This is a genomic window from Streptomyces sp. NRRL F-5755, assembly GCF_001279365.1.
GTDB classification, from domain to species: Bacteria; Actinomycetota; Actinomycetes; order Streptomycetales; family Streptomycetaceae; genus Streptomyces; species Streptomyces rimosus.
Map to the genome: position 1 here is coordinate 41,135 of NZ_LGCW01000317.1, position 25,865 is coordinate 66,999.

General features: G+C 73.5%; 25 protein-coding genes and 1 pseudogene. 12 read left to right on the forward strand and 14 right to left on the reverse strand.

Going from position 1 to position 25,865, the window contains the following annotated elements:
• Positions 1-168: 168 nt before the first annotated feature.
• Positions 169-459: pseudogene (locus ADK86_RS45125) on the forward strand (DUF456 domain-containing protein); the annotation flags it as partial.
• Here ADK86_RS45125 and ADK86_RS37920 read toward each other — a convergent pair.
• The 5 genes from ADK86_RS37920 to ADK86_RS37940 form a co-directional block, all read right to left on the reverse strand.
• Entirely contained in the window at positions 411-1,991 is a 1,581-nt protein-coding gene (locus ADK86_RS37920; RefSeq protein ID WP_053700720.1) for a DNA-3-methyladenine glycosylase 2 family protein, read from the reverse strand. The pseudogene ADK86_RS45125 and the gene ADK86_RS37920 sit on opposite strands and share 49 nt — an antisense overlap.
• A gap of 298 nt (positions 1,992-2,289) precedes the next feature.
• Positions 2,290-3,417, reverse strand: a complete 1,128-nt coding sequence (rsgA, locus tag ADK86_RS37925) for a ribosome small subunit-dependent GTPase A (protein ID WP_053700721.1) — start codon at positions 3,415-3,417, stop codon at positions 2,290-2,292.
• A 284-nt stretch (positions 3,418-3,701) separates the two neighbouring features.
• Complete coding sequence (locus tag ADK86_RS37930; RefSeq protein ID WP_053700722.1) at positions 3,702-5,057, reverse strand: nucleotidyl transferase AbiEii/AbiGii toxin family protein; 1,356 nt, start codon at positions 5,055-5,057, stop codon at positions 3,702-3,704.
• Complete coding sequence (locus ADK86_RS37935; RefSeq protein WP_053700723.1) at positions 5,054-5,815, reverse strand: hypothetical protein; 762 nt, start codon at positions 5,813-5,815, stop codon at positions 5,054-5,056. Before ADK86_RS37935 ends, ADK86_RS37930 begins: the two co-directional genes overlap by 4 nt.
• 58 nt (positions 5,816-5,873) lie before the next feature.
• Positions 5,874-6,470 carry a TetR/AcrR family transcriptional regulator gene (locus ADK86_RS37940; protein ID WP_053700724.1) on the reverse strand — a complete coding sequence of 199 codons (597 nt, stop codon included), beginning with the start codon at positions 6,468-6,470 and terminating at the stop codon, positions 5,874-5,876.
• Between the two features lie 56 nt (positions 6,471-6,526).
• Between ADK86_RS37940 and ADK86_RS37945 the strand changes: the two genes are divergently transcribed.
• The gene (locus tag ADK86_RS37945; RefSeq protein WP_050506916.1) at positions 6,527-6,928 is read left to right on the forward strand and encodes an STAS domain-containing protein; all 402 of its coding nucleotides are present in this window, start codon (positions 6,527-6,529) and stop codon (positions 6,926-6,928) included.
• On the forward strand, positions 6,925-7,344 hold the full coding sequence (locus ADK86_RS37950) for an ANTAR domain-containing protein (RefSeq protein WP_063789186.1): 420 nt from the start codon (positions 6,925-6,927) through the stop codon (positions 7,342-7,344). Before ADK86_RS37945 ends, ADK86_RS37950 begins: the two co-directional genes overlap by 4 nt.
• Before the next feature lie 33 nt (positions 7,345-7,377).
• Here ADK86_RS37950 and ADK86_RS37955 read toward each other — a convergent pair whose 3' ends face one another.
• The gene (locus ADK86_RS37955) at positions 7,378-8,334 is read right to left on the reverse strand and encodes an LLM class F420-dependent oxidoreductase (RefSeq protein WP_053700725.1); all 957 of its coding nucleotides are present in this window, start codon (positions 8,332-8,334) and stop codon (positions 7,378-7,380) included.
• 297 nt (positions 8,335-8,631) lie between these two features.
• Between ADK86_RS37955 and ADK86_RS37960 the strand changes: the two genes are divergently transcribed.
• From ADK86_RS37960 to ADK86_RS37990, 7 genes are all read left to right on the forward strand, one after another.
• Entirely contained in the window at positions 8,632-9,822 is a 1,191-nt protein-coding gene (locus tag ADK86_RS37960; RefSeq protein WP_053700726.1) for a zinc-dependent alcohol dehydrogenase, read from the forward strand.
• A gap of 55 nt (positions 9,823-9,877) precedes the next feature.
• The gene (locus tag ADK86_RS37965; RefSeq protein ID WP_053700727.1) at positions 9,878-10,900 is read left to right on the forward strand and encodes an SDR family NAD(P)-dependent oxidoreductase; all 1,023 of its coding nucleotides are present in this window, start codon (positions 9,878-9,880) and stop codon (positions 10,898-10,900) included.
• Positions 10,897-11,574, forward strand: coding sequence for an HAD family hydrolase (locus ADK86_RS37970; RefSeq protein ID WP_030599798.1), 678 nt, complete (start codon positions 10,897-10,899; stop codon positions 11,572-11,574). The genes ADK86_RS37965 and ADK86_RS37970 overlap by 4 nt, the downstream gene beginning before the upstream one ends.
• Positions 11,575-11,723: 149 nt before the next feature.
• A complete protein-coding gene (locus ADK86_RS37975) occupies positions 11,724-13,529 on the forward strand; it encodes a thiamine pyrophosphate-requiring protein (RefSeq protein WP_053700728.1) in 1,806 nt (601 codons plus the stop codon).
• A 94-nt stretch (positions 13,530-13,623) separates the two neighbouring features.
• The gene (locus ADK86_RS37980) at positions 13,624-14,256 is read left to right on the forward strand and encodes a hypothetical protein (RefSeq protein ID WP_053700729.1); all 633 of its coding nucleotides are present in this window, start codon (positions 13,624-13,626) and stop codon (positions 14,254-14,256) included.
• A gap of 180 nt (positions 14,257-14,436) precedes the next feature.
• Positions 14,437-14,769 (forward strand): hypothetical protein, encoded by a 333-nt coding sequence (locus tag ADK86_RS37985; protein WP_003983312.1) that lies wholly within the window; start codon positions 14,437-14,439, stop codon positions 14,767-14,769.
• 14 nt (positions 14,770-14,783) lie between these two features.
• Entirely contained in the window at positions 14,784-15,473 is a 690-nt protein-coding gene (locus ADK86_RS37990) for a DNA polymerase ligase N-terminal domain-containing protein (protein ID WP_053700730.1), read from the forward strand.
• An 18-nt stretch (positions 15,474-15,491) separates the two neighbouring features.
• Here ADK86_RS37990 and ADK86_RS37995 read toward each other — a convergent pair whose 3' ends face one another.
• Positions 15,492-15,794 carry a helix-turn-helix transcriptional regulator gene (locus tag ADK86_RS37995; protein ID WP_053700731.1) on the reverse strand — a complete coding sequence of 101 codons (303 nt, stop codon included), beginning with the start codon at positions 15,792-15,794 and terminating at the stop codon, positions 15,492-15,494.
• A gap of 66 nt (positions 15,795-15,860) precedes the next feature.
• Here ADK86_RS37995 and map point away from each other — a divergent pair, with 66 nt between their 5' ends.
• The gene (map, locus tag ADK86_RS38000; RefSeq protein WP_053700732.1) at positions 15,861-16,631 is read left to right on the forward strand and encodes a type I methionyl aminopeptidase; all 771 of its coding nucleotides are present in this window, start codon (positions 15,861-15,863) and stop codon (positions 16,629-16,631) included.
• Here map and ADK86_RS38005 read toward each other — a convergent pair.
• From ADK86_RS38005 to ADK86_RS38035, 7 genes are all read right to left on the reverse strand, one after another.
• Complete coding sequence (locus ADK86_RS38005) at positions 16,615-17,850, reverse strand: 4-hydroxybenzoate 3-monooxygenase (protein ID WP_053700733.1); 1,236 nt, start codon at positions 17,848-17,850, stop codon at positions 16,615-16,617. The genes map and ADK86_RS38005 overlap by 17 nt on opposite strands.
• A 5-nt stretch (positions 17,851-17,855) precedes the next feature.
• Positions 17,856-19,109, reverse strand: a complete 1,254-nt coding sequence (gene pcaD / locus ADK86_RS38010) for a 3-oxoadipate enol-lactonase (protein ID WP_053700734.1) — start codon at positions 19,107-19,109, stop codon at positions 17,856-17,858.
• Positions 19,106-20,554, reverse strand: a complete 1,449-nt coding sequence (pcaB, locus tag ADK86_RS38015) for a 3-carboxy-cis,cis-muconate cycloisomerase (RefSeq protein WP_053700735.1) — start codon at positions 20,552-20,554, stop codon at positions 19,106-19,108. The genes pcaD and pcaB overlap by 4 nt, the downstream gene beginning before the upstream one ends.
• Positions 20,541-21,227, reverse strand: coding sequence for a protocatechuate 3,4-dioxygenase subunit alpha (pcaG, locus tag ADK86_RS38020; RefSeq protein WP_053700736.1), 687 nt, complete (start codon positions 21,225-21,227; stop codon positions 20,541-20,543). The genes pcaB and pcaG overlap by 14 nt, the downstream gene beginning before the upstream one ends.
• Complete coding sequence (pcaH, locus tag ADK86_RS38025; RefSeq protein ID WP_234346309.1) at positions 21,227-22,081, reverse strand: protocatechuate 3,4-dioxygenase subunit beta; 855 nt, start codon at positions 22,079-22,081, stop codon at positions 21,227-21,229. The genes pcaG and pcaH overlap by 1 nt, the downstream gene beginning before the upstream one ends.
• A 124-nt stretch (positions 22,082-22,205) precedes the next feature.
• The gene (locus tag ADK86_RS38030) at positions 22,206-22,943 is read right to left on the reverse strand and encodes a CoA-transferase subunit beta (RefSeq protein WP_053700777.1); all 738 of its coding nucleotides are present in this window, start codon (positions 22,941-22,943) and stop codon (positions 22,206-22,208) included.
• 101 nt (positions 22,944-23,044) lie between these two features.
• Positions 23,045-23,860, reverse strand: a complete 816-nt coding sequence (locus ADK86_RS38035) for a CoA transferase subunit A (RefSeq protein ID WP_030375745.1) — start codon at positions 23,858-23,860, stop codon at positions 23,045-23,047.
• 193 nt (positions 23,861-24,053) lie between these two features.
• Here ADK86_RS38035 and ADK86_RS38040 point away from each other — a divergent pair, with 193 nt between their 5' ends.
• Positions 24,054-25,796 (forward strand): IclR family transcriptional regulator domain-containing protein, encoded by a 1,743-nt coding sequence (locus tag ADK86_RS38040; RefSeq protein WP_053700737.1) that lies wholly within the window; start codon positions 24,054-24,056, stop codon positions 25,794-25,796.
• Positions 25,797-25,865 lie beyond the last annotated feature (69 nt).

Here is a 25,865-nt window from a genome sequence, read left to right on the forward strand (position 1 = left end):
GCCGGTACGCGCCAAGGGGCGCACCGGCCCCGGTTCCGGCACGCTGGGGCCATGGGCGGATGGCAGTTGCTCACGGTCGGCCTCGTCCTGCTGCTCGGGCTGCTGGGCGTGCTGGCCCCGGGGGTACCGGGGCCGCCGATCGTATGGGCGGGCGTGCTGTGGTGGGCGATGGCCGAGCACTCCACCCTGGCCTGGTTCGTCCTGATCGGCACGAGCGCCGTCCTGCTGCTCGCCCAGGCCCTCGCCTGGCTGCTGCCGCCCCGCGACCCCCGGGCCGCCGGCGCCCCGTACCGGACCCTGTACGTCAGCGGCGCCGCGGGCATCATCGGCTTCTTCGTGGTGCCCGTGGTGGGGGCCGCGCTGGGCTCGGTCGGCGCGCTCTACCTGCTGGAACGGGCGCGCCTGGGCAGTCACGGGGACGCGTGGGCCGCCACCCGCACGGCCATGCGGGCCATCGGGACCGCCGTGCTGGTCGAGCTGTACGCCTGCCTGCTGGCGGTCGGCGCCTGGACCGGCGCCGTCATCGCGGGCTGATCCTCCCGGGCGCCCGCGGCCAGCCACAGGTGGTGCAGGGCGTACGAGCGCCAGGGCCGCCACGCCTCCGGCGCCGCCCCGCCGCCGTCCACCGGCCCCACGTCCGGGTCGCCCAGTGCCCGCATCCGGATGTACGCGGCTGCCGCCGGGCCCACCCCGGGCAGGGCGCGCAGCGCACGCTCGGCGGCGTCCCGGTCCGCGCCCGCGTCCAGCCGGACCGCCCCGTCGGCGAGCGCGCCGCACAGCGCGCGCACCGGTTCCCGCACTCCGGCGCCGGTCAGCGCGGCGGGTTCGGGGAAGAGGTGGGTCAGCGCGCCGTCCGCCGCGTCCAGCGGCTTGCCGTACGTCCGTACCAGCTCGGCGGCGTGTTCCGGCGGCCCGCCGAGGACGGTCCGTACGGCCAGTTCCTCGGGGTCGGCGGCGCCCGGCGACCGCAGTCCGGGGCGGGCCGCGACCAGCGGGCCGAGCAGCGGGTCGGTGCCCAGGCGCTCGGCGACGGCGTACGGGTCGGCGTCCAAGTCGAACAGGCGGCGCATCCGCTGGACGGCGGTGGACAGGTCGCGCAGGTCGGTCAGGTGCAGCCGGCACTCCAGCCAGCCGCCGTCCGTGCCCCGGGCGGCCGGGCACACCAGTCCGGCGCGCGGCCGGCGCGGCTGCCGGGAGCCGGCGTGCTCGTCGACCTCGGCGATGCCGCTGCCGTGGGTGAGCCGCAGCGTGCGGCGGTACGTACGAGAGCCCCGCGCGCCGCGCATCTCCTCGACGCCCGGCACCGCGCGCTCCTGGAGGAAGTCGAAGATCTCGGCGGCGGCGTACGGGCCCCGGTAGGCCAGCCGCAGCGGCACACCGGCGGGCGCCCCGTGCCGCGCGGCACCGGACGGGCCGGTACCCGCCCCCGTACGGGTTCCCGCCGCCGCGCGCAGTTCGCTCGGCGTACTGGCGTAGATCTCCCGCATCGTGTCGTTGAACTGCCGGATGCTGGCGAATCCGGCGGCGAAGGCCAGGTCGGTGACCGGCAGGCCGGTGGTCTGGAGGAGCAGCCGCGCGGTGTGCGCGCGGCGGGCCCGCGCCAGGGCCACGGGCCCGGCGCCCAGCTCGGCCGTGAGCTGCCGCTGCACCTGCCGCGCGCTGTATCCCAGCCGCCGCGCGAGGCCGCCGACGCCCTCCCGGTCGACCACGCCGTCGTCGATGAACCGCATGGCACGGCCGACCAGGTCGGCCCGGACGTTCCACTCCGCCGAGCCCGGCACGGCGTCCGGACGGCAGCGGCGGCAGGCCCGGAACCCGGCGCCCTGCGCGGCCGCCGCGGAGGCGTAGAACCGTACGTTCGCACGCTTCGGGGTGACCGCCGGGCAGCTCGGACGGCAGTAGATCCCGGTCGTCACGACGGCGAAGAAGAACTCGCCGTCGAACCGCGCGTCCCGGCTCGACACCGCCTCGTACCTGGTCCCGTCGTCCATCACACGATCCAGTGTGCGCGACGCCCGGGAGGTTTCCTGGCGGAAATCGGACATCGCGCTGGGGCGGGGACGGGCCGCCCGGAGCGGGGCGGGCACCCGGGACGGGGCGGGCGCCCGAAGCGGGGCGAGCACCCGGAGCAGGGCGGGCGCCCGGAACGGGGCGAGCACCCGGAACAAGGCAGGCACCCGAAGCGGGGCGAGCACCCGGAGCAGGACGAGCACCCGGAATAGGGCAGGCACCCGGAACGGGGCGGGCACCCGGAGCAGGGCGGGCACCCAAAGGCACCCGCCCTGTCCCTCACCCCCGAGCCCCCCTCTTCCGCTCCACCATGTGACGGCCCAGGGCCTGCTTCTGCTTCCAGTCCCTGCGGATCTCCGCCCGCAGCCGGGCGTCCGTCTTGGCCGCGATGCGCTCGTTCTCGCGCAGCAGCTTGCGGTAGCTCTCCAGCCGCCGCTGCGGCAACGCGCCGCTCTCGATGGCCGCCAGCACCGCGCACCCGGGCTCCGTGGCGTGCGCGCAGTCGTGGAAGCGGCACTCCTCGGCCAGGTCCTCCACGTCCGAGAAGGCCCGCGCGAGCCCGGTGTCGGCGTCCCACATTCCGACGCCCCGCAGGCCGGGGGTGTCGATCAGCACCCCGCCGCCGGGCAGCACCAGCAGGTCCCGGGTGGTCGTGGTGTGCCGGCCCTTGCCGTCCCGGTCGCGGGCGGCCCGTACGTCCTGCACGTCCTCGCCCACCAGCGCGTTGGCGAGCGTCGACTTGCCCGCACCGGACTGCCCGAGCAGTACGGACGTGCCGCCGCCCAGTACCGCGGCGAGGACGTCCAGCCCGTCACCGTCGGCCGCGCTGACGGCCAGCACCTGCACCCCGGGCGCGGCGGTCTCCGCGTCCGCGACCAGGTGCGCCAGCACGTCCGGATCACCGGCCAGGTCGGCCTTGGTCAGCACGAGCAGCGGCTGCGCCCCGCTCTCCCAGGCCAGGGAGACGAAGCGCTCGATGCGCCCGAGGTCCAGGTCCACGGCGAGCGAGACCGCGACCACGGCGTGGTCCACGTTCGCCGCCAGCACCTGCCCCTCGGACCGCTTGGACGACGTCGAGCGCACGAACGCGGTACGCCGCGGCAGCAGCGCCCGCACCACACCGTCCCGGCCCGCACCGACCTCGCCGAGGTCGATCACGGCCCAGTCCCCGGTGCACGGCACCCGCATCGGATCACTGGTGGCCACCAGCGCGGTGTCCGCCAGCACGGTACGGACACCGTCCCCGTCGGGCACCACGGCGTCCACCCGCCCGCGGTCCACGCGGACGACACGGCCGGGCACGAACCCCCGCCCGGCGTGAGCGGCGAAACTCTCCGCGAAGCCGTCGTCCCAGCCGTAGGCGGTCAGCGGGCGCGACGAAGCGGAGGAGAAGGAAGACGATTGCAAGGGAAACCCTTCACAAGGGTGGCCCCGGCCCCACGCGCCCGGCGCGTGGCGAGAAATGAGGTCGAGTCAGCCGGAGACCACGGAGGTGGAATGGATGGTCTTCTGATTGCGGGCAGCGCCCAGCGCAATGACAGCCATCGGGTCACACCTCCTGAATCTTCACGGCCGGACGCGGCGGCCGGACGGCCACCGCGAGGAACGGGCTCACCCTAGCCCGGCCCCGGATTCCGGCGCCAACGTATTTTTCGCGCCCTCATCTGCCTCCGAAAAGGCCGCGCCCCGTTTCAGTCCTCCCCCGTCACCAACACCCGCATCGCCTCCCCCAAAGCCCCCACGACCCGCCGCACCTCCCGTTCCTCCGCATCGGCCGTCCGATACGACGCCACCACCGCGCCCGCTTCCGTGAGCCGGTCTTCGAGCGGGCCGTGCAGCAGTTCCGCCGTGACGACCAGTGCGTTGTCGATGCCGACGTAGGGCTTGAGCAGGAGTTGCTGGACCGCTTCCATGCCCTGATCCGCAAGTACCTTCCGGCACTCCTTTGTCAGTGGTGCCAGCCAGGCGGCCCGCTGCTGGTAGGCGGGGGACGCGCCGCTGCCGTCGTCGAAGGCGTAGGTGGGGGCGAGGGCGGTGACGAGGCGGTCGACGTAGGTGTATTCGGCGGGGGCGTCGTGTTCGGGGTGGTCCTTGCGGAACTCGTCCCAGTCCTGTTCGGTCCAGGTGAGGTTCTTGAGGAGGACCGGGTTGCGGTCGTAGTAGCCGTCGTCCACGCCGCGGAAGACGGACCGGAGCAGCGGGAACGGCAGTTCCGTGGATTCGGCCAGCAGAACCGCGTCATACAGGTCCTTGCCCTCCGGGTAGCGGTCGCTGACCAGCCACAGGATCTTCCAGGCGAGGGAGAGTGCGGGGGTGGCGGCCGAGACCCGGGCGGGCTGCGTACCGTCGGGGCCGGGGACTTCTGCGGGGGCCGGGGGCGCCGGGAGGTGTTCGTTGAAGACGAAGTCGAGCTGGACGGTGCCCGGCGGTACGGCGTCGTCGTGTGCCGTCCACGGGATGACCAGCCGCCGGCCGGGGACCCGGTCGTATGTCCAGATGTCGTCGCCGACCGCGCGGTCCGCGTGCAGGCGTACCGGGCCGCCGCGCAGGGACAGTTCCTCGGCGGAGCGGGCGATGCCGTGGATCATGTGTTCCGTACGGCTGTCCCGCTCGTTCCAGGTCGGCGGTACGACGACGAAGTCCAGGTCGCCGGGTTCCCGGGCCTCGGCGCCGAACCAGGCCCGCAGGAGCACGCTGCCGCGCAGGACGAGGTGGCCGGCCCATTCGGAGGTGGCGACGGCGGTCAGCGCGTGGTGCAGGGCGTGGCGGCGGGCGGCGTACCAGCGGGCGCCGGCCGCCGCGTCGGCGAACCGCGGCTCGCCCAGTCGCATGGCGTGCAGGTGATGGCGGACCGACGGGTCGAACACGGGCGGCTGGACGACGCCGTCGCCCCGTACCGGCAGCAGGGTCGCCGGGAGGTCCATGGCGGTGCGGGTCGCCTCGTCCGGGGGTGTGGTGGGGACGACGGCGGTCGCGGGCCAAGGGCCGTACCCGAAGTCGCGCCAGTGCGGCGGCCGTTCCTGCTGCGCGTGTTCCTGCTCGGTCATGTGGCCGCTCCTGCCCCGTATGCCGCTGTCTCGTCGATCCAGCCGTCGTCCAGCGTCCCGTCGCTGTCGTGGACGACGAATTCCCGCTCGACGGAGGCTATGTCGTGCTCCGCCGCGCGCAGTGCGTCCAGCAGGGCGGCCAGGCGCCGTTCCGCGGTGTCCCGGCCGACGGCGCGGCAGCGCTGGGTCACGAAGCGCTCCTCGCGTCCGTCGGCCCGTACGCGTCGCGCGTTGCGGGAGAGGTGGGCCGCGTGCGGGCCGGCGAGGTCCGCGAGGCCGGTGAGCGCGGAGGGGGCACCGGGTGTGGTGCGGTCCAGGAGGAGTTTGATGTGGTGTTCGAAGTAGTAGGCCGGGCCGAGGGCAGCCGCCGCCGCGTCGGTGACCGGTACGCCGTCGGCCCACGGCGTCGTCTCGATCTTCGTACGCACCACCTCGAAACCCGCGGCGCGCAGCTCCGCCGCCTCGGCCGCCGCCCGCTCCCGCATCTGCCCGGCCGATCCGCTGCCGTGCAGGGTCAGCATCGGCTGGGACGGTGTGCTGCCGCGCTCCAGCAGGATGTGGACCCATTTCAGCCCGCGTGCCGCGGCGTGGAGTTCGAGGCCGGCGGCCACCCGGTCCCGGGCGTCCGGGTCAGCGGGCGCCTCGTCCCGTACGGTCAGATGCGCTTCGAACGCGCCGTGGAAGGGCGGGGTTCCGGAGGGCGGGGAGCCGGGCGTACGGCCTTGCAGTGCGGCCGCCCGGTGGCCGATTTCGATCATCCGGGCATGGTCTCAAACGGCCGGCGCCCGCCCTCGCGCCCGTACGGCTACGGCCGGCTCACCGATGCTGTGCGATCAGGCAGCGGGCCATCGTCTGCGCACGGCGCGCGGCGTGCGGGTCGCCCTCGGCGGCGGCGATGATGGAGCCCTTCATGAGGATGTGCCAGGAGCGGGAGAAGCCGTCGCAGTCGCGCAGGTGCGCCTCTTCGGCCAGCGTACGGACGAGCATCCGGACGTTTTCCAGGTGGCGGATGCTGGCCCGGCCCAGCGGGTGCTGCCAGCCCATCTCCAGCAGGACGTTGATGAAGGTGCAGGCGTCGAAGTCGGGGTGGCGGAACCAGTCGTCGAACACGTCGAAGACGGCCAGCAGGCGTTCCTCGGGGGTGCCGCCGCGGCGGCGGGCGCCGGCCTCGATCAGGCCGCGGGTCCACTGCTGTTCGCGGCGGTCGAGGAAGGCGAGGACCAGGTCGTCCTTGGAGGGGAAGTGGCGGTAGAAGGTCGCCTTGGCCACCCGGGAGCGGTGGATGACCTCGTTGACGCCGACATCGCGGATACCACGGCGCGAGAACAGGTCATAGGCGGCGCTCAATACTCGCTCGCGGGCGCCGGGCCGACCCCCGGCGTGCGACGTGGCCGGCGCGCACTCGGTCGTCATGGTGGCACCCAGTGTAGGCGTGGACAGACCGGTTTGACTCCTGACACGATGGGGTCATGTCCCTACAGACAGACCGGTCTTCCCGGGCCGGTCCGGATGCCCTGGGGGTCCGCACCCGGCTGTTCGGCTCCTCGGCCGTGCTGACCGTGCGGGGCGAGATCGATTACGGCACCGTGCCCGTTCTGGACGCGGCCGTCGCGGCGTTACCGTCCGGCCTGGGGAGCGTGGTCCTCGAAATGACCGGGGTCACCTTCATGGACGCGGCCGGGCTGCACTTCCTGCGGCGGCTGGACGCGTACGGCCGGCAGTGCCAGATCCCGGTCCGGGCCCTCAACCTGCGCCGCCAGCCCCGCCGTGTGCTGGAGCTGGCCCGTACGTGGCCCGGCACGCCACGGGCGGAGAAGTTCTTCGGCCGGGCGGCGCCGGCCGGTGCGCCGACGGCCCGGGAGCCGCAGTGAAGCGTCGCTCGCTCTCGGCCCTGCGGCTCACCTCCGCCCTGCGTGCGCCGCGGAAGGTGCCGAGAGGCGCGGCCGGCGGCCCCGGTGACGGGGCGGCGGATACTACGGCGGCTCCCGACGCGTCGGGGGCCGCGGTCGAGCGCCTGCGCGCGGAGAACGCGTGGCTGCGGCGGGCGCTGGCCGGCCGGCCGGTGATCGACCAGGCCCGCGGCATCCTGATGGCCACCGCGGAGTGCACAGCCGAACAGGCCTGGTACATCCTCCGGCAGACCTCCCAGCACGCGAACCGCAAGGTGCGCGAGGTCGCCGGCGAGGTGGTCGCCGACGCCACCGGGACCGTCCCGCCGGGACCGGTACGTACGCATCTGCGGGAGGCGGTGCGGCGGCACCGGGCCGCCCGGCGGGAAGCCTCCTGACGGCACGTCAGCAGCCGGCCGCCGCTCGCCGCCCTACTCCGTGACCTGCGGCAGCACCTTCGTCCGGTAGAAGTCGAAGAACCCGCGCTGGTCCGGGCCGATCTGACCGACGTAGACGGTGTCGAAGCCCGCGTCCACGAAGGCCCGCAGCGCGGACACGTGCATGTCGACATCGTCGCCGCAGGGGAAGCCCTTCGCCGCGTGCTCCGGCGTCACCAGTTCGGACGCCTGCTCGAAGTGGCGCGGGGTGGGGAGGATCTGGGCCAGTTCGCCGGGGAGCAGTTCGCTGGGCCACAGGCGGTGCGCGGTGCGCACGCACTCGTCCCGGTCGGGGCCGTAGCAGACCTTCAGTCCGGCCTGTACGGGCTTGTTGCCGCCGCCGCCCCGGCGAAAGCGTTCGACGGCGTCCGCGTCCGGCGCCATGGTCACGAAGCCGTCGCCGACGCGGGCGGCCAGTTCGGTGGCGCTGGGGCCGAAGGCGGAGACGTCAATGGGCACCGGCTCGTCGGGGACCGTGTACAGGCGGGCGTTCTCCACGGTGTAGTGCTTGCCGTGGTGGCTGACCTCGCCGCCCTCGAAGAGCTGCCGCATCACCTGAACGGCTTCCTCCAGCATCTCCAGGCGCACCGACGCCTGGGGCCAGTGGTCCCCGAGGATGTGCTCGTTCAGCGCCTCGCCGCTGCCCACGCCGAGCCGGAAGCGGCCGTCGAGGAGCACCGCGCTGGTGGCCGCGGCCTGCGCCGTGACCACCGGGTGCAGCCGCATGGTCGGGCAGGTCACCGCGGTCTCCACCGGCAGCGAGGTGACCTGGGACAGTGCGCCGATCACCGACCAGACGAACGGGCTCTGGCCCTGTGCGTCGTTCCACGGATGGAAGTGGTCGGAGATCCACAGTTTGGTGAAGCCGGCCTGCTCCGCCATGCGGGCCTGTTCGACCAGCTCAGCGGGGCCGTGCTCCTCGCAGGCGAGGAAGTATCCGTACTCGGTCATCGGGGCTCCGTGCGCTCTCGACGGCCCGCGCGGGGCCGGTGGGTGGGTAGGTGGGTCGCCCCCTCGGGTGAGGCGCCGGGTAACCGTTTTCCCGGCCGTGGAAACCCGTGTGGCGGGCGGCCGGGGCCCGTACCGACGCGGTACGGAAGCGATTCGGCCCGGGCGATGCGGGTACTGGAGCTGCCACGGCGAAGAACACCGCTTTAGACTCAAAAGCGGCTTTTGGGTTACCGGGCGGTCGGCGCTCCCCGGCCGGGTCCGTCCGGTGGGCCGGCCGCCAGGACAAGGAGATCCGCAATGCGAGCCACCGTCTGGCACGGCAAGCGGGACGTCCGCGTGGAGCACGTCCCCGATCCGCAGATCAAGAAGCCGACCGACGCGGTCATCAAGATCACCTCCAGCGGGCTGTGCGGCTCCGACCTGCACCTCTACGAGGTCCTGACGCCCTTCATGACGCCCGGCGACATCCTGGGGCACGAGCCGATGGGGATCGTCGAGGAGACCGGCTCCGAAGTGCCGGACCTCAGCCCCGGCGACCGGGTGGTGATCCCGTTCCAGATCGCCTGCGGCTCCTGCCGGATGTGCGGCGACGGCCTCCAGACACAGTGTGAGACCACACAGGTGCGCGAGCACGGCTCCGGCGCCGCGCTGTTCGGCTACACCAAGCTCTACGGTTCGGTGCCCGGCGCGCAGGCCGAGTACCTGCGCGTACCGCAGGCGCAGTACGGGCCGATCAAGGTGCCGCACGGACCGGCCGACGACCGCTTCGTCTACCTGTCGGACGTGCTGCCCACCGCCTGGCAGGCCGTGCAGTACGCGGGCGTCACCAAGGGCAGCAGCGTCGCCGTCCTGGGCCTGGGGCCGATCGGCGCGATGTCGTGCCGGATCGCCCGGCACCTGGGCGCCGAGCAGGTGATCGGCATCGACCATGTGCCGGAGCGGCTGGCGCGGGCCCGGCGCGACGGGGCGACCGTCTTCGACCTGGACGCCTTCGACGCCGAGGACGGGCTGATCGAGGCCGTCAAGGACATCACCGGCGGCCGCGGCCCGGACGCCGTGATCGACGCGGTGGGCACCGAGGCACATGGCAGCCCGGCCGGGAAGCTGGCGCAGCAGGCCGCCGGGCTGATGCCGTCGCGCTGGGCCGAGAAGCTGATGAGCAGGGCGGGCGTGGACCGGCTGAGCGCCCTGCACCTGGCCATCTCCCTGGCGCGCCGCGGCGGCACGATCTCCATCAGCGGGGTGTACGGCGGGATGACGGACCCGATGCCGATGCTGGTGATGTTCGACAAGCAGCTCACGTTCCGGATGGGCCAGGCCAACGTACGGCGCTGGGCGGACGACATCATCCCGCTGCTGACGGACGACGACCCGCTGGGCGTGGACGACTTCGCCACGCACCGGATGCCGCTGGAGAAGGCGCCCGAGGCGTACGAGATGTTCCAGAAGAAGGCGGACGGCGCGATCAAGGTGCTGTTCACGCCGTGACCGAACGGCGCGGGGCACACCGCAGGGCGTTCAGGCCGAGGTGAAGGGACCGGACATGCCGCATTTTGCTTCCGCACCGCCGATCGCGGGGCTGTCGGCCCTGGTGACGGGTGGTTCGCGCGGTCTGGGTCTGCTGATGGCCCGTCAGCTCGGCGCGCGGGGAGCCCGTGTGACCATCCTGGCCCGGGACGGGCAGGAGCTGGCCGAGGCCGCCCGGTCGCTGCGCCGCCCCGGCGGCCCGCCGGTCGCCACCGCCGTGTGCGACGTACGCGACCGCGCGGCGGTCGACCGGACCGTCGAGGAGATCGCGGCGCGCGAGGGCGGGCTGGACATCGTCATCGGCAACGCCGGGGTCATCCAGGTGGGCCCGGCCGCCTCACTGGGGCACCAGGCGTTCCACGACGCCATGGCGTCGATCTTCGACGGGGCGCTCAACACGTCCCTGGCGACCCTCCCCCACCTGCGGCGCAGCCCTGCGGGCGGGCGGCTGGCGCTGATCGGGTCGGTCGGCGGACTGCTGGCCGTACCGCATCTGCTGCCGTACTCCTGCGCCAAGTTCGCCGTCGCCGCGCTGGCCGAGGGGCTGCACGCGGAGGAGAGCGGATACGGGGTGTCGGTGACGGCCGTGCATCCGGGGCTGATGCGCACGGGCTCCCACCTGCGCGCGCAGTTCGGCGGGGACGCCGCGCGGGAGTACGCCTGGTTCTCGGCACTGGCGGGCACGCCCGTCCTGTCGATGAACGCCGAACGCGCCGCCGGGCGCATCGTCTCCGGAGTGCAGCGGCGCCGCCCCCGCGTCGTGCTGACCCCGGCCGCCCGGCTGGCCGCCACGGCGCACGGCCTGGCCCCGGTGACCACCACCCGCCTGTCCTCGGCCCTGGCCCGGGTGCTGCCGCGCGACGCGGTCGGCGCACCGGGCGTCACCGAGGGCGCGGCGGTGGAGAGCGGCGGGCGTACGGCACCGGCGCCGCGGCTGCGCAAGGTGCTCGGCGCCCTCAACGACCGGGCGGCGGGGCGCTTCAACCAGTGCGGCCGGGCGGCACCGCCCGGCCCCCACGGAAGGAGAAACTACGGGTGAGCCCACGCGGAGCAGCACTCTTCGACGTCGACGGAACGCTGGTCGACAGCACCTATCTGCACGCCGTCACCTGGTGGGAGGCGTTCCGCCAGGCCGGGCACCGGGTGCCGATGGCGGACATCCACCGGACCATCGGCATGGGGTCCGACCATCTGCTGGACCATCTGCTCAGCGGGGACCGGGACCGCGACCAGGACGAGGCGATCCGTACGGCGCACGGCACGCTCTTCGCCCAGTACTGGGAGCGGCTGGCCCCGCTCGACGGCGCGGCCGACCTGCTGCGGGCCTGCGCGAAGCGCGGCTGGACGGTGGTGCTGGCCAGTTCGGCGCACGGCCCCGAGCTGGCCGCGATGCGCCGCGCGCTGGACGCGGAGGACGCGATCACCGCGGTGACCGGCTCGGACGACGTGTCGGCGAGCAAGCCCGCGCCCGATCTGGTCAAGAGCGCCCTGGAGCACAGCGGCGTGAACGCCGACGAGGCGGTGTTCATCGGCGACACGGTCTGGGACGTGCGGGCCAGCCACCGGGCGGGCGTGCCCTGCCTGGCGGTGCTCAGCGGCGGCTATCCGGAGCACGACCTGCGGGAGGCCGGTGCGTACGAGGTCTACGACGGCCCGGCCGATCTGGCCGAGCGCCTGGACAGCAGCCTCCTCGCGGCACCGGGCGAGCGGTGACGGCCGGCGGCCGTGCGCCCGGATACGGCCGGTAACCGGACATCCGGACGAAAACCGTCCGGACGGCCGTGCATCCGTCCGGGCCAGGACGGGCACACGGAAAGCCGGCCCGGCACCCGCCGTCGCGATCGTGAGAGGAAACGAACCGCATGTCCACCAAAGTCTCCGACCACATCCTCCAGCGCCTGCGCGCCTGGGACGTCGACCATGTCTTCTCGTACGCCGGGGACGGCATCAACGGGCTGCTGGCCGCCTGGGGACGGGCCGGCAACCGGCCGAAGTTCGTGCAGGCGCGGCACGAGGAGATGGCCGCGTTCCAGGCCGTCGGGTACGCCAAGTTCTCCGGCAAGGTGGGGGTGTGCGCGGCGACCTCCGGTCCCGGCGCCATCCACCTGCTGAACGGGCTCTACGACGCGAAGCTGGACCACGTACCGGTGGTGGCCATCGTCGGGCAGACGGCGCGCAGCGCCATGGGCGGCTCCTACCAGCAGGAAGTCGACCTGATGGCGCTCTACAAGGACGTCGCCTCGGAGTTCTGCGAGATGGTGACGGTCCCCGAGCAGCTGCCGAACGTCCTCGACCGGGCGATCCGCACCGCGTACGCCAAGCGCACCGTCACCGCCCTCATCGTCCCGGGCGACGTACAGGAGCTGGAGTACAGCGCGCCCACCCACGAGTTCAAGATGGTGCCGTCCAGCCTCGGCGTGTCGCAGTACGCGCCGGTACCGGCCGACGAGGACCTGCGGCGCGCCGCCGAGGTGCTCAACGCGGGCGAGAAGGTGGCGATCCTGGTCGGGCAGGGCGCCCGCGGGGCCCGCGAGCAGGTCGAGGAGACCGCCGAGCTGCTCGGCGCCGGGGTGGCCAAGGCGCTGCTCGGCAAGGACGTGCTGTCCGACGAGCTGCCGTATGTGACCGGCGCGACCGGTCTGCTCGGCACCCGGCCCAGCTACGAGCTGATGCAGGAGTGCGACACCCTGCTGGTGATCGGCTCCAGCTTCCCGTACTCGCAGTTCCTGCCGGAGTACGGGCAGGCCCGCGCCGTGCAGATCGACATCGACCCGTTCATGGTCGGACTGCGCTATCCGTTCGAGGTCAACCTCGTCGGTGACGCGTCCAAGACGCTGGAGCGGCTGCTGCCGCTGCTCAAGCACAAGAAGGCGCGCAAGTGGCGCGAGAAGATCGAGTCGAACGTCGAGCGCTGGTGGCAGGTCATGGAGCAGCGCGCCGCCGTCGAGGCCGATCCGGTCAACCCCGAGTACGTGGTGCACGCGCTCGACGCGCTGCTGCCCGACAACGTGATCCTGGCCGCGGACTCCGGCTCGGCGGCCAACTGGTACGCGCGCCATCTGCGGATGCGCGGCCATATGCGCGGTTCGCTGTCCGGGACGCTGGCCACCATGGGCCCCGGCGTGCCGTATGTGATCGGCGCGAAGTTCGCGCACCCGGAGCGGCCGGCGCTGGCGATCGTCGGTGACGGGGCGATGCAGATGAACGGCATGGCCGAGCTGGTCACCGCGGCGAAGTACTGGCGGGAGTGGAGCGACCCGCGCATGATCGTCGCGGTCCTGAACAACGAGGACCTCAACCAGGTGACGTGGGAGATGCGGGCCATGTCGGGCGCGCCGCAGTTCGAGGAGTCGCAGCGCATCCCGGACGTGCCGTACGCCGACTTCGCGCGCTCCATCGGCCTGGGCGGCGTACGGGTCGAGCGGCCCGACGAGGTGGAGAGCGCGTGGCGGCAGGCGCTTGCCGCCGACCGGCCGTTCGTCATCGACTTCCGTACCGACCCCAACGTGCCGCCCATCCCGCCGCACGCCACGCTCGACCAGATCGAGGCGGCGGCGACCGCGATCCTCAAGGGCGACCCGGAGACGGCCGGGGTGCTCAAGCAGGGCGTCAAGGCGAAGATCCAGGAGTTCCTGCCGGGCAAGGGCCACGGGGACGCTCCGAAGTGACCGGGCTGGCCGGGCCCGGGCGGCCCGGCCCGCGTCCGGCACCGACCGGCCGACTTCCACTTCCATCGACTTCCACGACTTCCAAGGAGGGCCCGTGGCCAGGCTGACGGCACTGAAGGACTGGCGGAACTGGCGGCGGGGGCGGGAGCTGCGCCCCGCCCCCGGCGCCGACGACGTGGAGAACGCGACGCAGCGCGTCCTGATGTACGGCGTCCTGCCCATGTGGTTCGTGCCCGCCGTCGCCGACTGGATGATGCACCGGCGTACGGACATCGAGAAGACCACCGGCGTCAAGGAGTCGGCGATCCACGCGCTGATGATGGCGGAGGCCGGGGTGCCGGTGCTGGCCGGGCTGGTCGCGCGGATCAACCCGCTGGTGCTGTCGATGATGGGCGGGGCCGCCGCCGTGCACAGCGCGACCGCGATCTGGGACGTGACGGTGGCCACCGAGGACCGCGAGGTGCGTCCGGTGGAGCAGCACATCCACAGCTTCCTGGAGGTGCTGCCGCTGGCCGCCGTGGTCATCACGTCCTGCCTGCATTGGGAGTCCGTACGGGATCTCGCGCACGGCGGCAAGCAGCCGGACGCCTGGAAGCTGCTGCCGAAGGAGCGGCCGCTGCCCGGGAAATACCTGGCGGGAATCGCGGCCGGGGTGGGCGCTTTCGTCGCCCTGCCGTACGCGGAGGAATTCATCCGGTGCGTACGCGCCCGGAAGTCCGGGGCGTGATATCCGGACCGGTCCGGTGCCGCGCGTTCGGCCCGTCGGGGCAGTCGCCGGGGCCTTTCGTTACAGGCCGGAATTCACGGGTAACCGTAGTCCGAGAAATGGTGCACGGCAGGCCCGGGGCAGGTACGCCGGTACGCGTCCAGGGCGTGTGCGAGACAGCGAGAACCGAGGAGGAACACCATGCCCGCAGGATCGAACGCCAAGCGTGAGCGCCAGTACGAGCACATCAAGGAAGGCGCCGAGAAGCGCGGTACGTCCAAGGGCCGGGCGAAGGAGATCGCGGCCCGTACGGTGAACAAGGAGCGCGCCCGCTCCGGCGAGTCGAAGACGGCCAGCAAGTCCTCGACCCAGGACCGCAAGTCGGCGCCCGAGCGCGGCGGCCAGCGCTCCGGCAACCGCACCGGCTCCAAGGGCCCCACGCGTGACCAGCTCTACAACGAGGCCAAGAAGCGCGGCGTGGAAGGCCGGTCGAACATGAACAAGGACCAGCTGGCCAAGGCCCTCGGCCGCTGACCCGGCGGACCGGGATGAACGAGGGACCGCTGCGGACGTACCTGTCGAAACGGCATTTCGACCGGACGTCGGAACCGCAGGGCGGCGATGCGTCGGCCTCCTCCGGGAAGCCGCGGTTCGTGGTGCAGATCCATGATGCGAGCACCATGCACTTCGACTTCCGGCTGGAGGCCGACGGCGTCCTGAAATCGTGGTCCGTGCCGAAGGGCCCGTCCACGGACCCGAAGGACAAAAGGCTGGCCATGCCCACCGAGGACCACCCGCTGGACTACCGGGATTTCGAGGGCGTCATTCCGCAGGGCGAGTACGGGGGCGGCACGGTGATCGTGTGGGACCAGGGCCATTACCGCCCGACCGCGCACGACAAGAAAGGCCGTCCGGTTCCGTTCACCGAAGCTCTGGAAAAGGGCCATGTGACGTTCTGGATGGAGGGGAAGAAACTGCGGGGCGGTTATGCCCTCACCCGTTTCCGCGGCGGCCCGGACAGCGACGAGCGGGAGTCCTGGCTGCTGGTGAAGGCCGACGACGAGCACGCGAGCGGCCAGGGCACCCCCGACCCGCGGCGGGCCCGCTCGGCGCTGAGCGGGCACACGCTCAAGCAGGTGGCCGAGGACGTGGCGGCGGAGACCGGCACGGCGCAGGACACCGGCGGGAGCGGGAAGAAGGAACCGGGGAAGCAGGGCGGGGGCAAGGGGCGCAAGTGAGCGCCCTGCCCGGGGGGCTTACGCGGTCAGCGGCTCCCGTGCGAGATGACCGGAGCCGGCCGGTTCGGCACCGGCCCCGGGCCGGCTGATGTCGGCCCACACCGCGTCGAGGGAGAGGCCGAGGACATCGGCGATCGCCGCGATGGTCGGGAAGGAGGGGGTGGCCACCCGGCCCGACTCGATCTTGCGGAGGGTCTCCGGTGAGACATGGGCGTCGAGCGCGACGTCGAGCATCGAGCGCTTCCCCCTGGCCCGGCGGAGGAGGGCGCCGAGACGCTGACCGCGTTCGACCTCTTCGGGAGTGAGCGGCAACCTGACCATGGGACCGATTCTAGTACCGGTATAGTATTGCCGGTATAGTTATTGGGAGCATGAGAAGGGCGCCGCATGATCGAGATCCTGAACCCCACCCTGCTGAGCCGGGCAAGAGACAGCGGCGCCCTGGTCGGCCACATCCTGCAGACGCTGAAGGGCCGCAGCACGGCCGGCACGAACCTCCTGGACATCGACCGGTGGGCCAAGGAGATGATCGTCGAGGCCGGGGCGCAGTCCTGCTACGTCGACTACGCGCCGTCCTTCGGACGCGGCCCGTTCGGCCACTACATCTGCACGGCCGTCAACGACGCCGTGCTCCACGGACGACCGTACGACCGCCCGCTCGCCGACGGCGACCTGCTGACGCTCGACCTCGCCGTCTCCAAGAACGGCATCGCCGCGGACGCCGCCATCAGCTTCATCGTGGGCGACACACAGCACCCGGAGAGCGCCGCGATGATCGACGCCACCGAACGCGCGCTGGCCGCGGGGATCGCCGCCGCCGGGCCCGGGGCCCGTATCGGCGACCTCTCCCATGCCATCGGCACGGTCCTCGGCGAGGCCGGATACCCGGTCAACACCGAGTTCGGAGGGCACGGCATCGGCTCGACGATGCACCAGGACCCGCACGTCCCCAACACCGGCCGGCCCGGCCGTGGCTACAAGCTCCGCCCCGGGCTGCTGCTCGCGCTGGAGCCGTGGGTCATGGCGGACACCGCCGAACTCGTCACCGACGCCGACGGATGGACGCTCCGGAGCGCGACCGGCTGCCGTACCGCTCACAGCGAGCACACGATCGCCATCACCGACGACGGGGCCGAGATCCTCACCGTGCCGAGGTAGGCACGGCCGCGCGGGCGAACGGCAACCCCGTGTAGTTCTCCGCCAGTTCGGCCGCCGCGTGCCCAAAGGACGCGATCCGGTCGAGCTGGGCGAGCTGCAACCGGGTGTCGAAGGTGCTCTGGCCGGGGTCGGTGTGCAGGGTCGTCGTCATGAAGTACGAGAACTGCTCGGCGCGCCAGACGCGGCGCAGACAGGTGTCGGACCAGCCGTCCAGCAGCTCCGTGGAGCCGGTTTCCTCCAGGTGGGCGAAGGCGTGGGCCAGTTCGGTGACGTCGGAGGCGGCGAGGTTCAGGCCCTTCGCCCCGGTCGGCGGGACGATGTGCGCCGCGTCCCCGGCGAGCAGCACCCGCCCGTACCGCATCGGCTCGGTGACCACACTGCGCATCGGCAGGACGGACTTGGCGGTGATCGGGCCGCGTTCGAGGGTCCACGGCCCGTCGGTGGCCGAGCGGGCGTCCAGCTCGTCCCAGATCCGCTCGTCCGGCCAGTCGGCGGGGTCGGTGCCGTTGGGGACCTGGAGGTAGAGCCGGCTGACGGTCGGCGAGCGCATGCTGAACAGCGCGAAGCCGCGCTCGGAGTGGGCGTAGACCAGCTCGTCGCAGGACGGCGGCACGTCGGCGAGGACACCGAGCCAGGAGTACGGGTAGCCGCGCTCGTACGTACGGCGGGCGCCGGCCGGCACCGCGTCCCGGACGATGCCGTGGAACCCGTCGCAGCCGACGACATAGTCGCAGGTGAGGGCGTGTTCCCGGCCCTGGTGTACGTAGCGGATCACGGGCCGTTCGGTGTCCGCGCGCTCCACCGCGAGCGCCCGCGCCCCGAACACCAGCGGCGGCCCTTCCGCGAGCTGGAGGGCGATGAGGTCCTTGACCACCTCGGTCTGCGCGTAGACGAGCACACTGCGGCCGCCGGTCAGGGACGGGAAGTCGATGCGGTGCGAACGCCCGTCGAAGCGCAGCCGGATGCCGTGGTGGACGATGCCCTCCCGGTCCAGGCGCTCCCCCGCACCGCAGGCGCGCAGCGTGTCGGCGGTGCCCTGCTCCAGGATTCCGGCGCGCTGGCGCTGTTCGACGTAGGCGCGGTCGCGGCTCTCCAGGACGACGCAGCCGATGCCGGAGCGGTGCAGCAGCCGGGCCAGCAGCAGCCCCGCCGGGCCACCGCCGACGATGCCGACCGTCGTGGTGGCGGGGGCCGGGGGCGCGGAGGACGCGGGACGCATCGGGGTCACTTTCCTTCCCGGTGTTCGGCGATGACGCGGTCTGCCAGCGCGAATGCGGAGTTCGCTGCGGGCACGCCGCAGTAGACGGCCGACTGGAGCAGGACTTCCTGGATGTCCTCGGCGGTCAGGCCGTTGCGCAGGGCGGCGCGCAGGTGCAGCTCCAGCTCTTCGTGGTGCCCGCGCGCGACCAGCGCGGTGATCGTGACGCAGCTGCGGGTGTGCCGGGACAGTCCGGGCCGGGTCCAGATCTCGCCCCAGGCGTAGCGGGTGATGAAGTCCTGGAAGACGGCGGTGAAGGCGGTGGTGCGGGCGGTCGCGCGGTCGACGTGGGCGTCACCGAGGACGGCGCGGCGGACGGTGGTACCGGCGGCATGGCGCGTGCGGTCGTCGGTGAGGCCGGTGTCACCGGTGCCGTCGGTCCGGTCGGTGCCCTCGCTGGCCACCGGGTGCGCCGCGAGGTGGCCGAGGAGCGCGGCGAGCACCTGCGCGGGCCGTTCGGCGTTGGCCAGGTGGGCGGCACCGGCCAGTTCGGTGAGGCTCGCGGCCGGGATGCCGTCGGCGAGTTCGCGGGCGTGCGCGGGCGGGGTCGCGGGGTCGTCCCGACCGGCGACGACGAGCGTGGGCGCGCCGATCCGGCCCAGATCACCGCGCAGATCGTAGGTGGCGAGCGCGTCGCAGCACGCCGCGTACCCCTCGGGCGCCACGGCCCGCAGCCCGTCCAGAAGGCCGCGCGCCTCCGGCGTGCCGACGAACGCCGGGGTGAACCAGCGGCCGGGAGTGGTCTCGGCGATCGCCGCCATGCCCTGCTCCCGTACGAGCGCGGCGCGTTCGTGCCACCCCTCCGGCTCGCCGAAGCGGGCCGAGGAGCAGACCAGCGCGAGCGACGCGATCCGCTCGGGGTGATGGACCGCGAGCCAGGCGCCGACCGCGCCGCCCAGGGAGATCCCGGCGTACGCGAACCGGTCGATGCCGAGGGAGTCGGCGAGGGCGAGGACCAGTCCGGCCAGGTCCGCGACGGTGCGGGCGGTGCCTTCCGTAGGGGCAGTCCCGTCCGTACGGCCCGGGAGTACGTCGTACGGAGTCCCGCCGTGCCCGGGAAGATCCCAGCGCACGACGCGGAACTGCCGTGCCAGCGCCGCCATTTGGGGCTCCCACACCGCGAGCGACGTACCCAGGGAGGGGCCCAGGATGAGCGGGGGCGCGTCGGCGGGGCCGTCTTCGCGGTGCTGCGGGAGCGGGTGGGCGGCGGTGCTGGTCATGCGTTCTCCTGCGGGGTCGGTGCGGCGGGCTGCGCGCCGGGGCGGCGCAGGGCGCGGTCCACGAGCGCTCCGGCCGAGCCGGTGTACGCGGCCGGGTCGGCCAGTTCCCGCAGCCGGGCGGCGGGGAAGGCGTCGGCGACGGCGGGGTGCCGGGCGCGCAGGGCCCGGTCCAGCGCCTCGGCCAGGCCGGTGCCGTCCTCGGCGGCCCGGCGCGACACGTCGGTGAGCAATCGTCTGGCCTTGTCCCGGCCGAGGTGGGCGCCGAGCACGGCCGCGAGGCGTTCGGCGACGATCCCGCCGCCGGTCGCGGCGAGGTTGGCGCGCATCCGCTCCGGGCGTACCCGCAGTCCGGCGGCCAGTCCGGCGGCGTCCCGGGCCGCGCCGCCCACCAGCCGCAGGGCGTCGCGCAGCGGCTGCCACTCCGCGTGCCAGGCCCCGGCCGGCCGTTCGTCCTCGGCGGCCAGGGACCCGTACAGCACCCCGGCCAGCGCCGGGACCTGACGGGCCGTGGCGGCGATCAGCGTGGCCCGTACGGGGTTGGCCTTGTGCGGCATCGCGGAGGAGCCGCCGCCGCTGCCCTCGGCCAGCTCGCCCGTCTCCGTACGGGACAGGGACAGCACGTCGGCGGCGACCTTGCCGAGGGCCCCGGCGGTGTGTGCCAGCGCGCCCGCGAGGTCGGCGACAGGAGTGCGCAGCGTGTGCCAGGGCAGCACGGGCTCGGCGAGGCCGGTCTCGGCGGCGTACGCGGCGAGCAGCCGCAGCCCGAGGTCGGGCACCGGCCCCCGGCCATCGGCCTCCGCGAACGCGTGGAACGCGGCGAGGGTGCCCGCCGCGCCGCCCAACTGCGCGGGCAGCGCGGCCCGTACGGCGGCGAGCCGGTCCCGGGCGTCCAGCACCAGCCCGCGCCACCCCGCGGCCTTGAGGCCGAACGTGGTCGGCACCGCGTGCTGGGTGAGCGTGCGTCCCGCCATCGGCGTGTCGCGGTGCTCGGCCGCCAGCCGGGCCAGGGTGGTCGCGGTGTCGTCCAGGTCGCCGAGCACGGCGGCCAGGGCGCGCGAACAGACCAGCATGGTGGCGGTATCGAGAATGTCCTGGCTGGTGGCGCCGCGGTGGACGTAGGCGGCGGCGTCCGGGTTCCGTTCGGCCACGGCGTACGTGAGGGTGCCGACCAGCGGGATGACCGGGTTGCCGCCCAAGCGGGCCCGTACCGCGAGGTCGCGGGCGTCGTACCGGCCGGTGTCGTGCGCGGCCGCGGTGACGGCCTCGGCCGCCGCGGGCGGCGCCAGGCCGACGGCCGCCTGCGCCCGCGTCAGGGCCGCTTCCGCGTCCAGCAGGGCACGTACGTATGCGGCGTCACCGGTGGCGGCCTCCACGGCGGAGCCCACCCGGCCCGGGACCAGCAGGCCATCGTCCGCGGGCAGCAGGCCGTCATCAGCGGAACTCAAGGAAAACCGTCTCCTCGCTCGCCTCGTCGCCGTCGCCCGCGGCACGGGCCTGGAGGCGGATGTCGAAGCGGTACCGCCGTTCGCCGTCGGCCCGCGCGACCAGGGTGCGCGCCCGGTGCGCGGGAAGCTGTGACAGCAGCGGGTCGGTCGCGTGGGCGGACGTGTGCTCCGGGAAGTACACCCGGGTGAACAGGTGGTGCAGCAGTCCGCGGGCGAAGACGCACACCGCGATGTACGGCGCCGCGTCCGGCCGGTCCGCCGGTGCGGTGGCGGGCAGCGTACGCAGCACATATCGGCCGTCGGCGTCGGTCGGCACCCGGCCGAAGCCGGTGAACTCCACGCCGTCGCGCCCGATGACCGCGCCGGTCGCCGGGTCGCGGCGCAGCGAGCCGGGCGCTCCGTGCAGACTCCCGTCCGGCCCCGCCTGCCAGAACTCCAGCAGCGCGTCCGGCACCGGCTCGCCCGCGCCGTCGAGGACACGGCCGTGCAGGGTGATGGTGTCGGGGTGGCCGATGGGGGCCATCTCCCCGCCGCCGGGGAACGGCAGCGCGTAGCCGTAGAAGGGGCCGATGGTCTGGGAGGGGGTGGGGGCGAGGGACCCGGGCGTCTCCTGCGCCGGGGCCGGCTGGTGCGGTACGCCCGGGTGCTCGTGCGGTGTGGAGGTGGTGGACATCAGTGTTCCTCCTCGGTCCAGGTGGCGGACGGTCCGTCCAGCACGATGTCCCAGCGGTAGCCGAGGGACCACTCCGCGCGGGCGAGTTCCGGGTCGTACGCGCAGACCAGCCGGGCGCGCGCCTGCGGGTCGGTGCACGAGGCCAGGATCGGGTCGTACGGGAACAGCGGGTCCCCGGGGAAATACATCTGGGTGACGAGCCTCTGGGTGAAGGCGGTGCCGAAGAGCGAGAAGTGAATGTGCGCCGGGCGCCAGGCGTTGTGATGGTTGCGCCACGGGTAGGCGCCGGGCCGCACGGTGGTGAACGCGTACCGCCCCTCGTCGTCCGTCAGGCAGCGGCCGACGCCGGTGAAGTTGGGGTCGAGCGGTGCCGGGTGCTGATCGCGCTGATGGGCGTACCGTCCGGCGGCGTTGGCCTGCCAGATCTCCACGAGCTGCCCGCGCACCGGGCGGCCCGCGCGGTCCCGCACCCGGCCGGTGACGGTGATCCGCTCACCGAGCGGATCACCGGCGTGCTGCCGGGTCAGATCGGCGTCCAGGGCGGTCACGTCGGTGACACCGAAGGCGGGCCCGGCCAGCTCGACGGCCTCCGGGTCGCGCAGTGCGTCGATCGCCGCGAGCGGCTGCCGCGGGTGGCGCAGGCGGGTGCTGCGGTACGGGGCGAAGTCGCGGCCGGGGTGCGCCGGTACGGGACCGCCCGCCGCACGGGCGTCGGCGGCGGCGCTGTGCAGTGCGGCGATCTCACGGTCGATAACGGACTGCGGTTCGGGGGCCGGAGGCGGCGGTGCGGGGGGCGTCGCGGGGGCCGTGGAGGCGGTGGCGGCCGGGGCGGCGGATGCGCTCGATGGAGTCATGGGGCATCTCCAGACGTGAGGCCTGCGGGGGCTTCCGAGCTGGGGCCGGCGAGCGCGCCCCCGTACCGGCCGATCGGAGTCCGCACCGCATCCACGACATACCCATCACGGACATCCATGGAGCTCATGCTGCCCTCCTTCCGGCCGCCTTGAGGGCGCGCAGCTCGGACAGTTCGGCTTCGGTGGGCGCTTCGGTGACCGTCAGGTCCCCTGCCACGCGCAGGTCCCAGCCGGTCGCCTCCCGGGCCTGCTCCACCGTGGCGCCGGGGTGCAGCGCGGTCAGCTCCAGTTCGGCGGTGTCCGGGTGCGGGCGCAGGATGCCGAGGTCGGTGATGACGGCGGTGGGTCCGGCGCCGCGCATGCCGAGGGCGGCGCGGTCGCCCGGCCCGGTGCCGTGGCCCAGGGTGGTGACGAAGTCGAGCGCGGGCACGAGGTTACGGCGGGTGTGCCGCAGCACGATCAGTACCTCGCCGCAGTTGGCGGCGATCTCGGGGGCGCCCCCCGCGCCGGGCAGGCGGCCCTCGGGCCGGTCCGGGCCGCGGTCCACGACGGTGGTGTTGATGTTGGCGTACCGGTCGAGCTGGGCGGCGCCGAGGAAGCCCACGTCGATCCGGCCGCCCTGGAGCCAGTAGTTGAACAGCTCCGGCACGGACACCACCGCGTCGGCGGTGTCGGCCAGTTCGCCGTCGCCGATGGACAGGGGCAGCCGGGTCGGCCGGGAGCCGATGGTGCCGGACTCGTAGACCAGGACCAGGCCGGGGTTGACGGTGCGGCTCGCGAGGTTGGCGGCCGTACTGGGGAGGCCGATGCCGACGAAGCAGCTGCGCGCGCCGGTCAGCGCCCGTGCCGCGTTGATCTCCATCAGCTCGTCGCGCCCCCAGCGCGCGCCGTCGCCCGTACCGGCGTCCGCACCGACGCCCACATCACTGGCCGTACCGCTGCCCGTATCACCGACCGTGCCGCTCATCGAGTCGCCTTCCGTACGTTGTCGTCCAGCCAGCGCGCGAACGTGTCCCGGTCGCGGGAAACGGCGTCCCACTCCTGGTAGAAGTCGTTGTCCCGGACCGAATACCCGGCCGCGTACGAGGGGTGGGCGCCGCCGGGCACCTCCGCGACGGCGTCGATCACCCAGCCCGGCAGCACCACCGAGCCGGGCCGGGGCTCCAGCGCCCCGTCGACGATCTCCTCGACGGTGACCAGCACCCGCCGGGCGGCCAGCACCGCTTCCTTCTGCACGCCGGTCAGGCCCCACAGCTGTACGTTGCCGTCGCGGTCGGCCTGCTGGGCGTGGATGACCGTGACGTCCGGGTTGAGGGCGGCGACGGCGGCCAGTTCCTCGCCGGTGAAGGGGCAGGTGACGGTGGCGACGGTGTCCGTACGGCCGGGGATGCCGCTGCCGCGGTAGCCGCGCAGCACCGCGAACGGCAGCCGCGAGGCGCCGGCGACATAGCGGTTGGCCATTCCGGCGTGGCTGTGTTCGTCCAGCTCCAGCGGGCGGGGCCAGCCGTTCTCGACCGCGTCGCGGAAGCGGTGCAGGGAGCCGACGCCGGGGTTGCCACCCCAGGAGAAGACCAGTTTGCGGGCCGCGCCCGCGCCGATGAGCTGGTCGTAGACCACGTCCGGCGTCATGCGGACCAGTGTCAGGCCGGTGATGCCCTGCCGGATGATCTCGTGCGCCGCGGCGAACGGGATCAGGTGGGTGAAGCCCTCCAGCGCGACGGTGTCCCCGTCGTGGATCAGATCCCCGACGGCGTCGTGCAGGGAACGGATGTCGGCCATGTCCTCACCCTCGCGTCGATCTGTCGAGCCGCGGTGTCGGCGCCCCCAGCCGTGCGGGCCCCCTGCACCCACTTGTTCGTCAGGTGAACTGAAGTTCACGGCCTGGCGTGCCCAGAGTCTGTCCCCCTCTCCCAGCCCTGTCAACGGGTCACCGGGTACGGTTCCGACGAGATTTCCGCACCGTGGAGAGCCCATGACGCACCCCGCCACCGACGCGCCGCCGCCCCAGGAGGCAGTGGGCCCGCTGATGCGCAGCCTGTCCGTGCTGCGCGCGCTCTCCACGGGCGGCGGACGGCAGGCCGTCGGCGACCTCGTCCGCGCGACCGGCCTGGCGCGCTCCACCGTCGACCGCGTCCTGAGCACCCTGGCCCGCCTCGGGTACGTACGCGTCGAGGGCCGGGACGCAGTGCTCGCGCCCGGCCTGCTGGAACTGGGCAACGCCTACCTGGCCGCCTCCGAACTGCCCGACCGGCTCGGCCCGGCCGCCGAACGGCTCGCCGACGCGCTCGACGAGTCGGTCTCGCTCGCCGTACCCGACGGTGACGGGGTGCGCTTCGTCCACCAGGCGACACGGCGGCGCGCGATGTCGCTCGCGTTCCGCATCGGCGACCTGCTGCCCGCCGAACGCGGCGCTCCCGGGGCCCTGTTCGCCGCCGACTGGGACGCGGACGCCTGGCGGCGCTGGCGGGAGCGGCGCGCGGCGGACCCCACGGACGCGGGCTTCCCGGCCGTACCGCCGCGCCGGGACGGGAACGGTGGTACGGGTGGCCCGGGAAACCTGGGCGCGGACTTCGCGGCCCGGGGCGAGAACGGCAGTACGCGTTCGGCGGACCCCGGCGAGGACTTCGCGTCCCGGGTCGAGGCGGCTCGTACCGCGGGCTGGTCCCTGGACGACCAGCTGATCGAACCGGGCCTGGTCGCCGTCGCCGTGCCCGTACGCGACCCCCACGGCCGGCCGGTGTGCGCGGTGAGCGTCGTCAGCCACACCAGCCGGCTGGCCGCCGCCGACCTGCCCACCGCCGTACTCCCCCGCCTGCGCGAGACCGTCGCCGAGATGGAACGCACCCTGGCCGATCCCGCGCCGACCGCCCCCGCCCCGGAGCCCACCACCGGCCGGCACGCCTCCTGGATGCGGGCCTCCAAACAGGAACTGGGCCCGGAGTTCGTCGAATCACTGGCCCGCGGCCTGCTCACGCTCACCGCGTTCGGCACCGGACGCGCCGAACTCCCGCTGACCGCCGTCGCGCAGGCCACCGGCCTCGCCCGGGCCACCGCCCGGCGCGCCCTGATCACCCTGGAACACCTCGGCTACCTCGCCTCGGACGGCCGTCTCTTCCGCCCCACCCCGAAGGTGCTCGACCTGGGCTTCGCCGCGCTGTCGGGCCTGACGCTGCCGGAGATCGCCCAGCCGCATCTGGCGACGCTGGTGGAGCAGGTGCACGACTCCGCGTCGATGGCGGTGCTGTCCGGTACGGACATCCAGTACGTGGCGCGGGTTCCCACCGTACGGATCATGAGCGTCAACATCACCGTGGGCACCCGCTTCCCGGCCTACCCGACCTCCATGGGCCGGGTGCTGCTCGCGGGCCTCTCCCCGGCAGAACGCACCGCCCACCTCTCCCGCACCACCCTCACCCCGCTCACCCAGCACACGGTCACCTCCCCCGAACGCCTCGCGACCCTCCTGGAACAGGTCGGCGAGGACGGCTACGCCCTGGTGGACGAGGAGTTGGAGGAGGGCCTGCGCTCCCTCGCCGTGCCCGTCCGCGACCGCGACTCCCGCGTCGTCGCCGCCGTCAACATCTCCACCCACGCGGGCCGCCGCTCCCCCGCCGAGGACCGCGACGCCTTCCTGCCCCCGCTGCGGGCGGCGGCGGCGCGCATCGAGGCGGATCTGCGTACGGCGGGGCGGTACGTGCGGATCGCGGTGGCGTAGGCAGCGGACCGGCCGTGCGGCGGGCCGCCGAAATCGGTGTGCGGCAGATGTCGTCCGTACGGCAGCATG

What these genes read in the sequence shown, in the direction of transcription:
- ADK86_RS37960 (WP_053700726.1), top strand. Translation starts at nt 8,632, where the DNA reads ATGCGAGCCACCGTCTGGCACGGCAAGCGGGACGTCCGCGTGGAGCAC.
- ADK86_RS38035 (WP_030375745.1), bottom strand. Translation starts at nt 23,860, where the DNA reads ATGGCCGACATCCGTTCCCTGCACGACGCCGTCGGGGATCTGATCCAC.
- ADK86_RS37945 (WP_050506916.1), top strand. Translation starts at nt 6,527, where the DNA reads ATGTCCCTACAGACAGACCGGTCTTCCCGGGCCGGTCCGGATGCCCTG.
- ADK86_RS37985 (WP_003983312.1), top strand. Translation starts at nt 14,437, where the DNA reads ATGCCCGCAGGATCGAACGCCAAGCGTGAGCGCCAGTACGAGCACATC.
- ADK86_RS37920 (WP_053700720.1), bottom strand. Translation starts at nt 1,991, where the DNA reads ATGGACGACGGGACCAGGTACGAGGCGGTGTCGAGCCGGGACGCGCGG.
- ADK86_RS37990 (WP_053700730.1), top strand. Translation starts at nt 14,784, where the DNA reads ATGAACGAGGGACCGCTGCGGACGTACCTGTCGAAACGGCATTTCGAC.
- ADK86_RS37975 (WP_053700728.1), top strand. Translation starts at nt 11,724, where the DNA reads ATGTCCACCAAAGTCTCCGACCACATCCTCCAGCGCCTGCGCGCCTGG.
- ADK86_RS37930 (WP_053700722.1), bottom strand. Translation starts at nt 5,057, where the DNA reads ATGACCGAGCAGGAACACGCGCAGCAGGAACGGCCGCCGCACTGGCGC.
- map (WP_053700732.1), top strand. Translation starts at nt 15,861, where the DNA reads ATGATCGAGATCCTGAACCCCACCCTGCTGAGCCGGGCAAGAGACAGC.
- ADK86_RS37965 (WP_053700727.1), top strand. Translation starts at nt 9,878, where the DNA reads ATGCCGCATTTTGCTTCCGCACCGCCGATCGCGGGGCTGTCGGCCCTG.
- ADK86_RS37995 (WP_053700731.1), bottom strand. Translation starts at nt 15,794, where the DNA reads ATGGTCAGGTTGCCGCTCACTCCCGAAGAGGTCGAACGCGGTCAGCGT.
- ADK86_RS38030 (WP_053700777.1), bottom strand. Translation starts at nt 22,943, where the DNA reads ATGGAGATCAACGCGGCACGGGCGCTGACCGGCGCGCGCAGCTGCTTC.
- ADK86_RS38040 (WP_053700737.1), top strand. Translation starts at nt 24,054, where the DNA reads ATGACGCACCCCGCCACCGACGCGCCGCCGCCCCAGGAGGCAGTGGGC.
- ADK86_RS37940 (WP_053700724.1), bottom strand. Translation starts at nt 6,470, where the DNA reads ATGACGACCGAGTGCGCGCCGGCCACGTCGCACGCCGGGGGTCGGCCC.
- pcaH (WP_234346309.1), bottom strand. Translation starts at nt 22,081, where the DNA reads ATGACTCCATCGAGCGCATCCGCCGCCCCGGCCGCCACCGCCTCCACG.
- pcaG (WP_053700736.1), bottom strand. Translation starts at nt 21,227, where the DNA reads ATGTCCACCACCTCCACACCGCACGAGCACCCGGGCGTACCGCACCAG.
- pcaD (WP_053700734.1), bottom strand. Translation starts at nt 19,109, where the DNA reads ATGACCAGCACCGCCGCCCACCCGCTCCCGCAGCACCGCGAAGACGGC.
- ADK86_RS37935 (WP_053700723.1), bottom strand. Translation starts at nt 5,815, where the DNA reads ATGATCGAAATCGGCCACCGGGCGGCCGCACTGCAAGGCCGTACGCCC.
- ADK86_RS37955 (WP_053700725.1), bottom strand. Translation starts at nt 8,334, where the DNA reads ATGACCGAGTACGGATACTTCCTCGCCTGCGAGGAGCACGGCCCCGCT.
- ADK86_RS38005 (WP_053700733.1), bottom strand. Translation starts at nt 17,850, where the DNA reads ATGCGTCCCGCGTCCTCCGCGCCCCCGGCCCCCGCCACCACGACGGTC.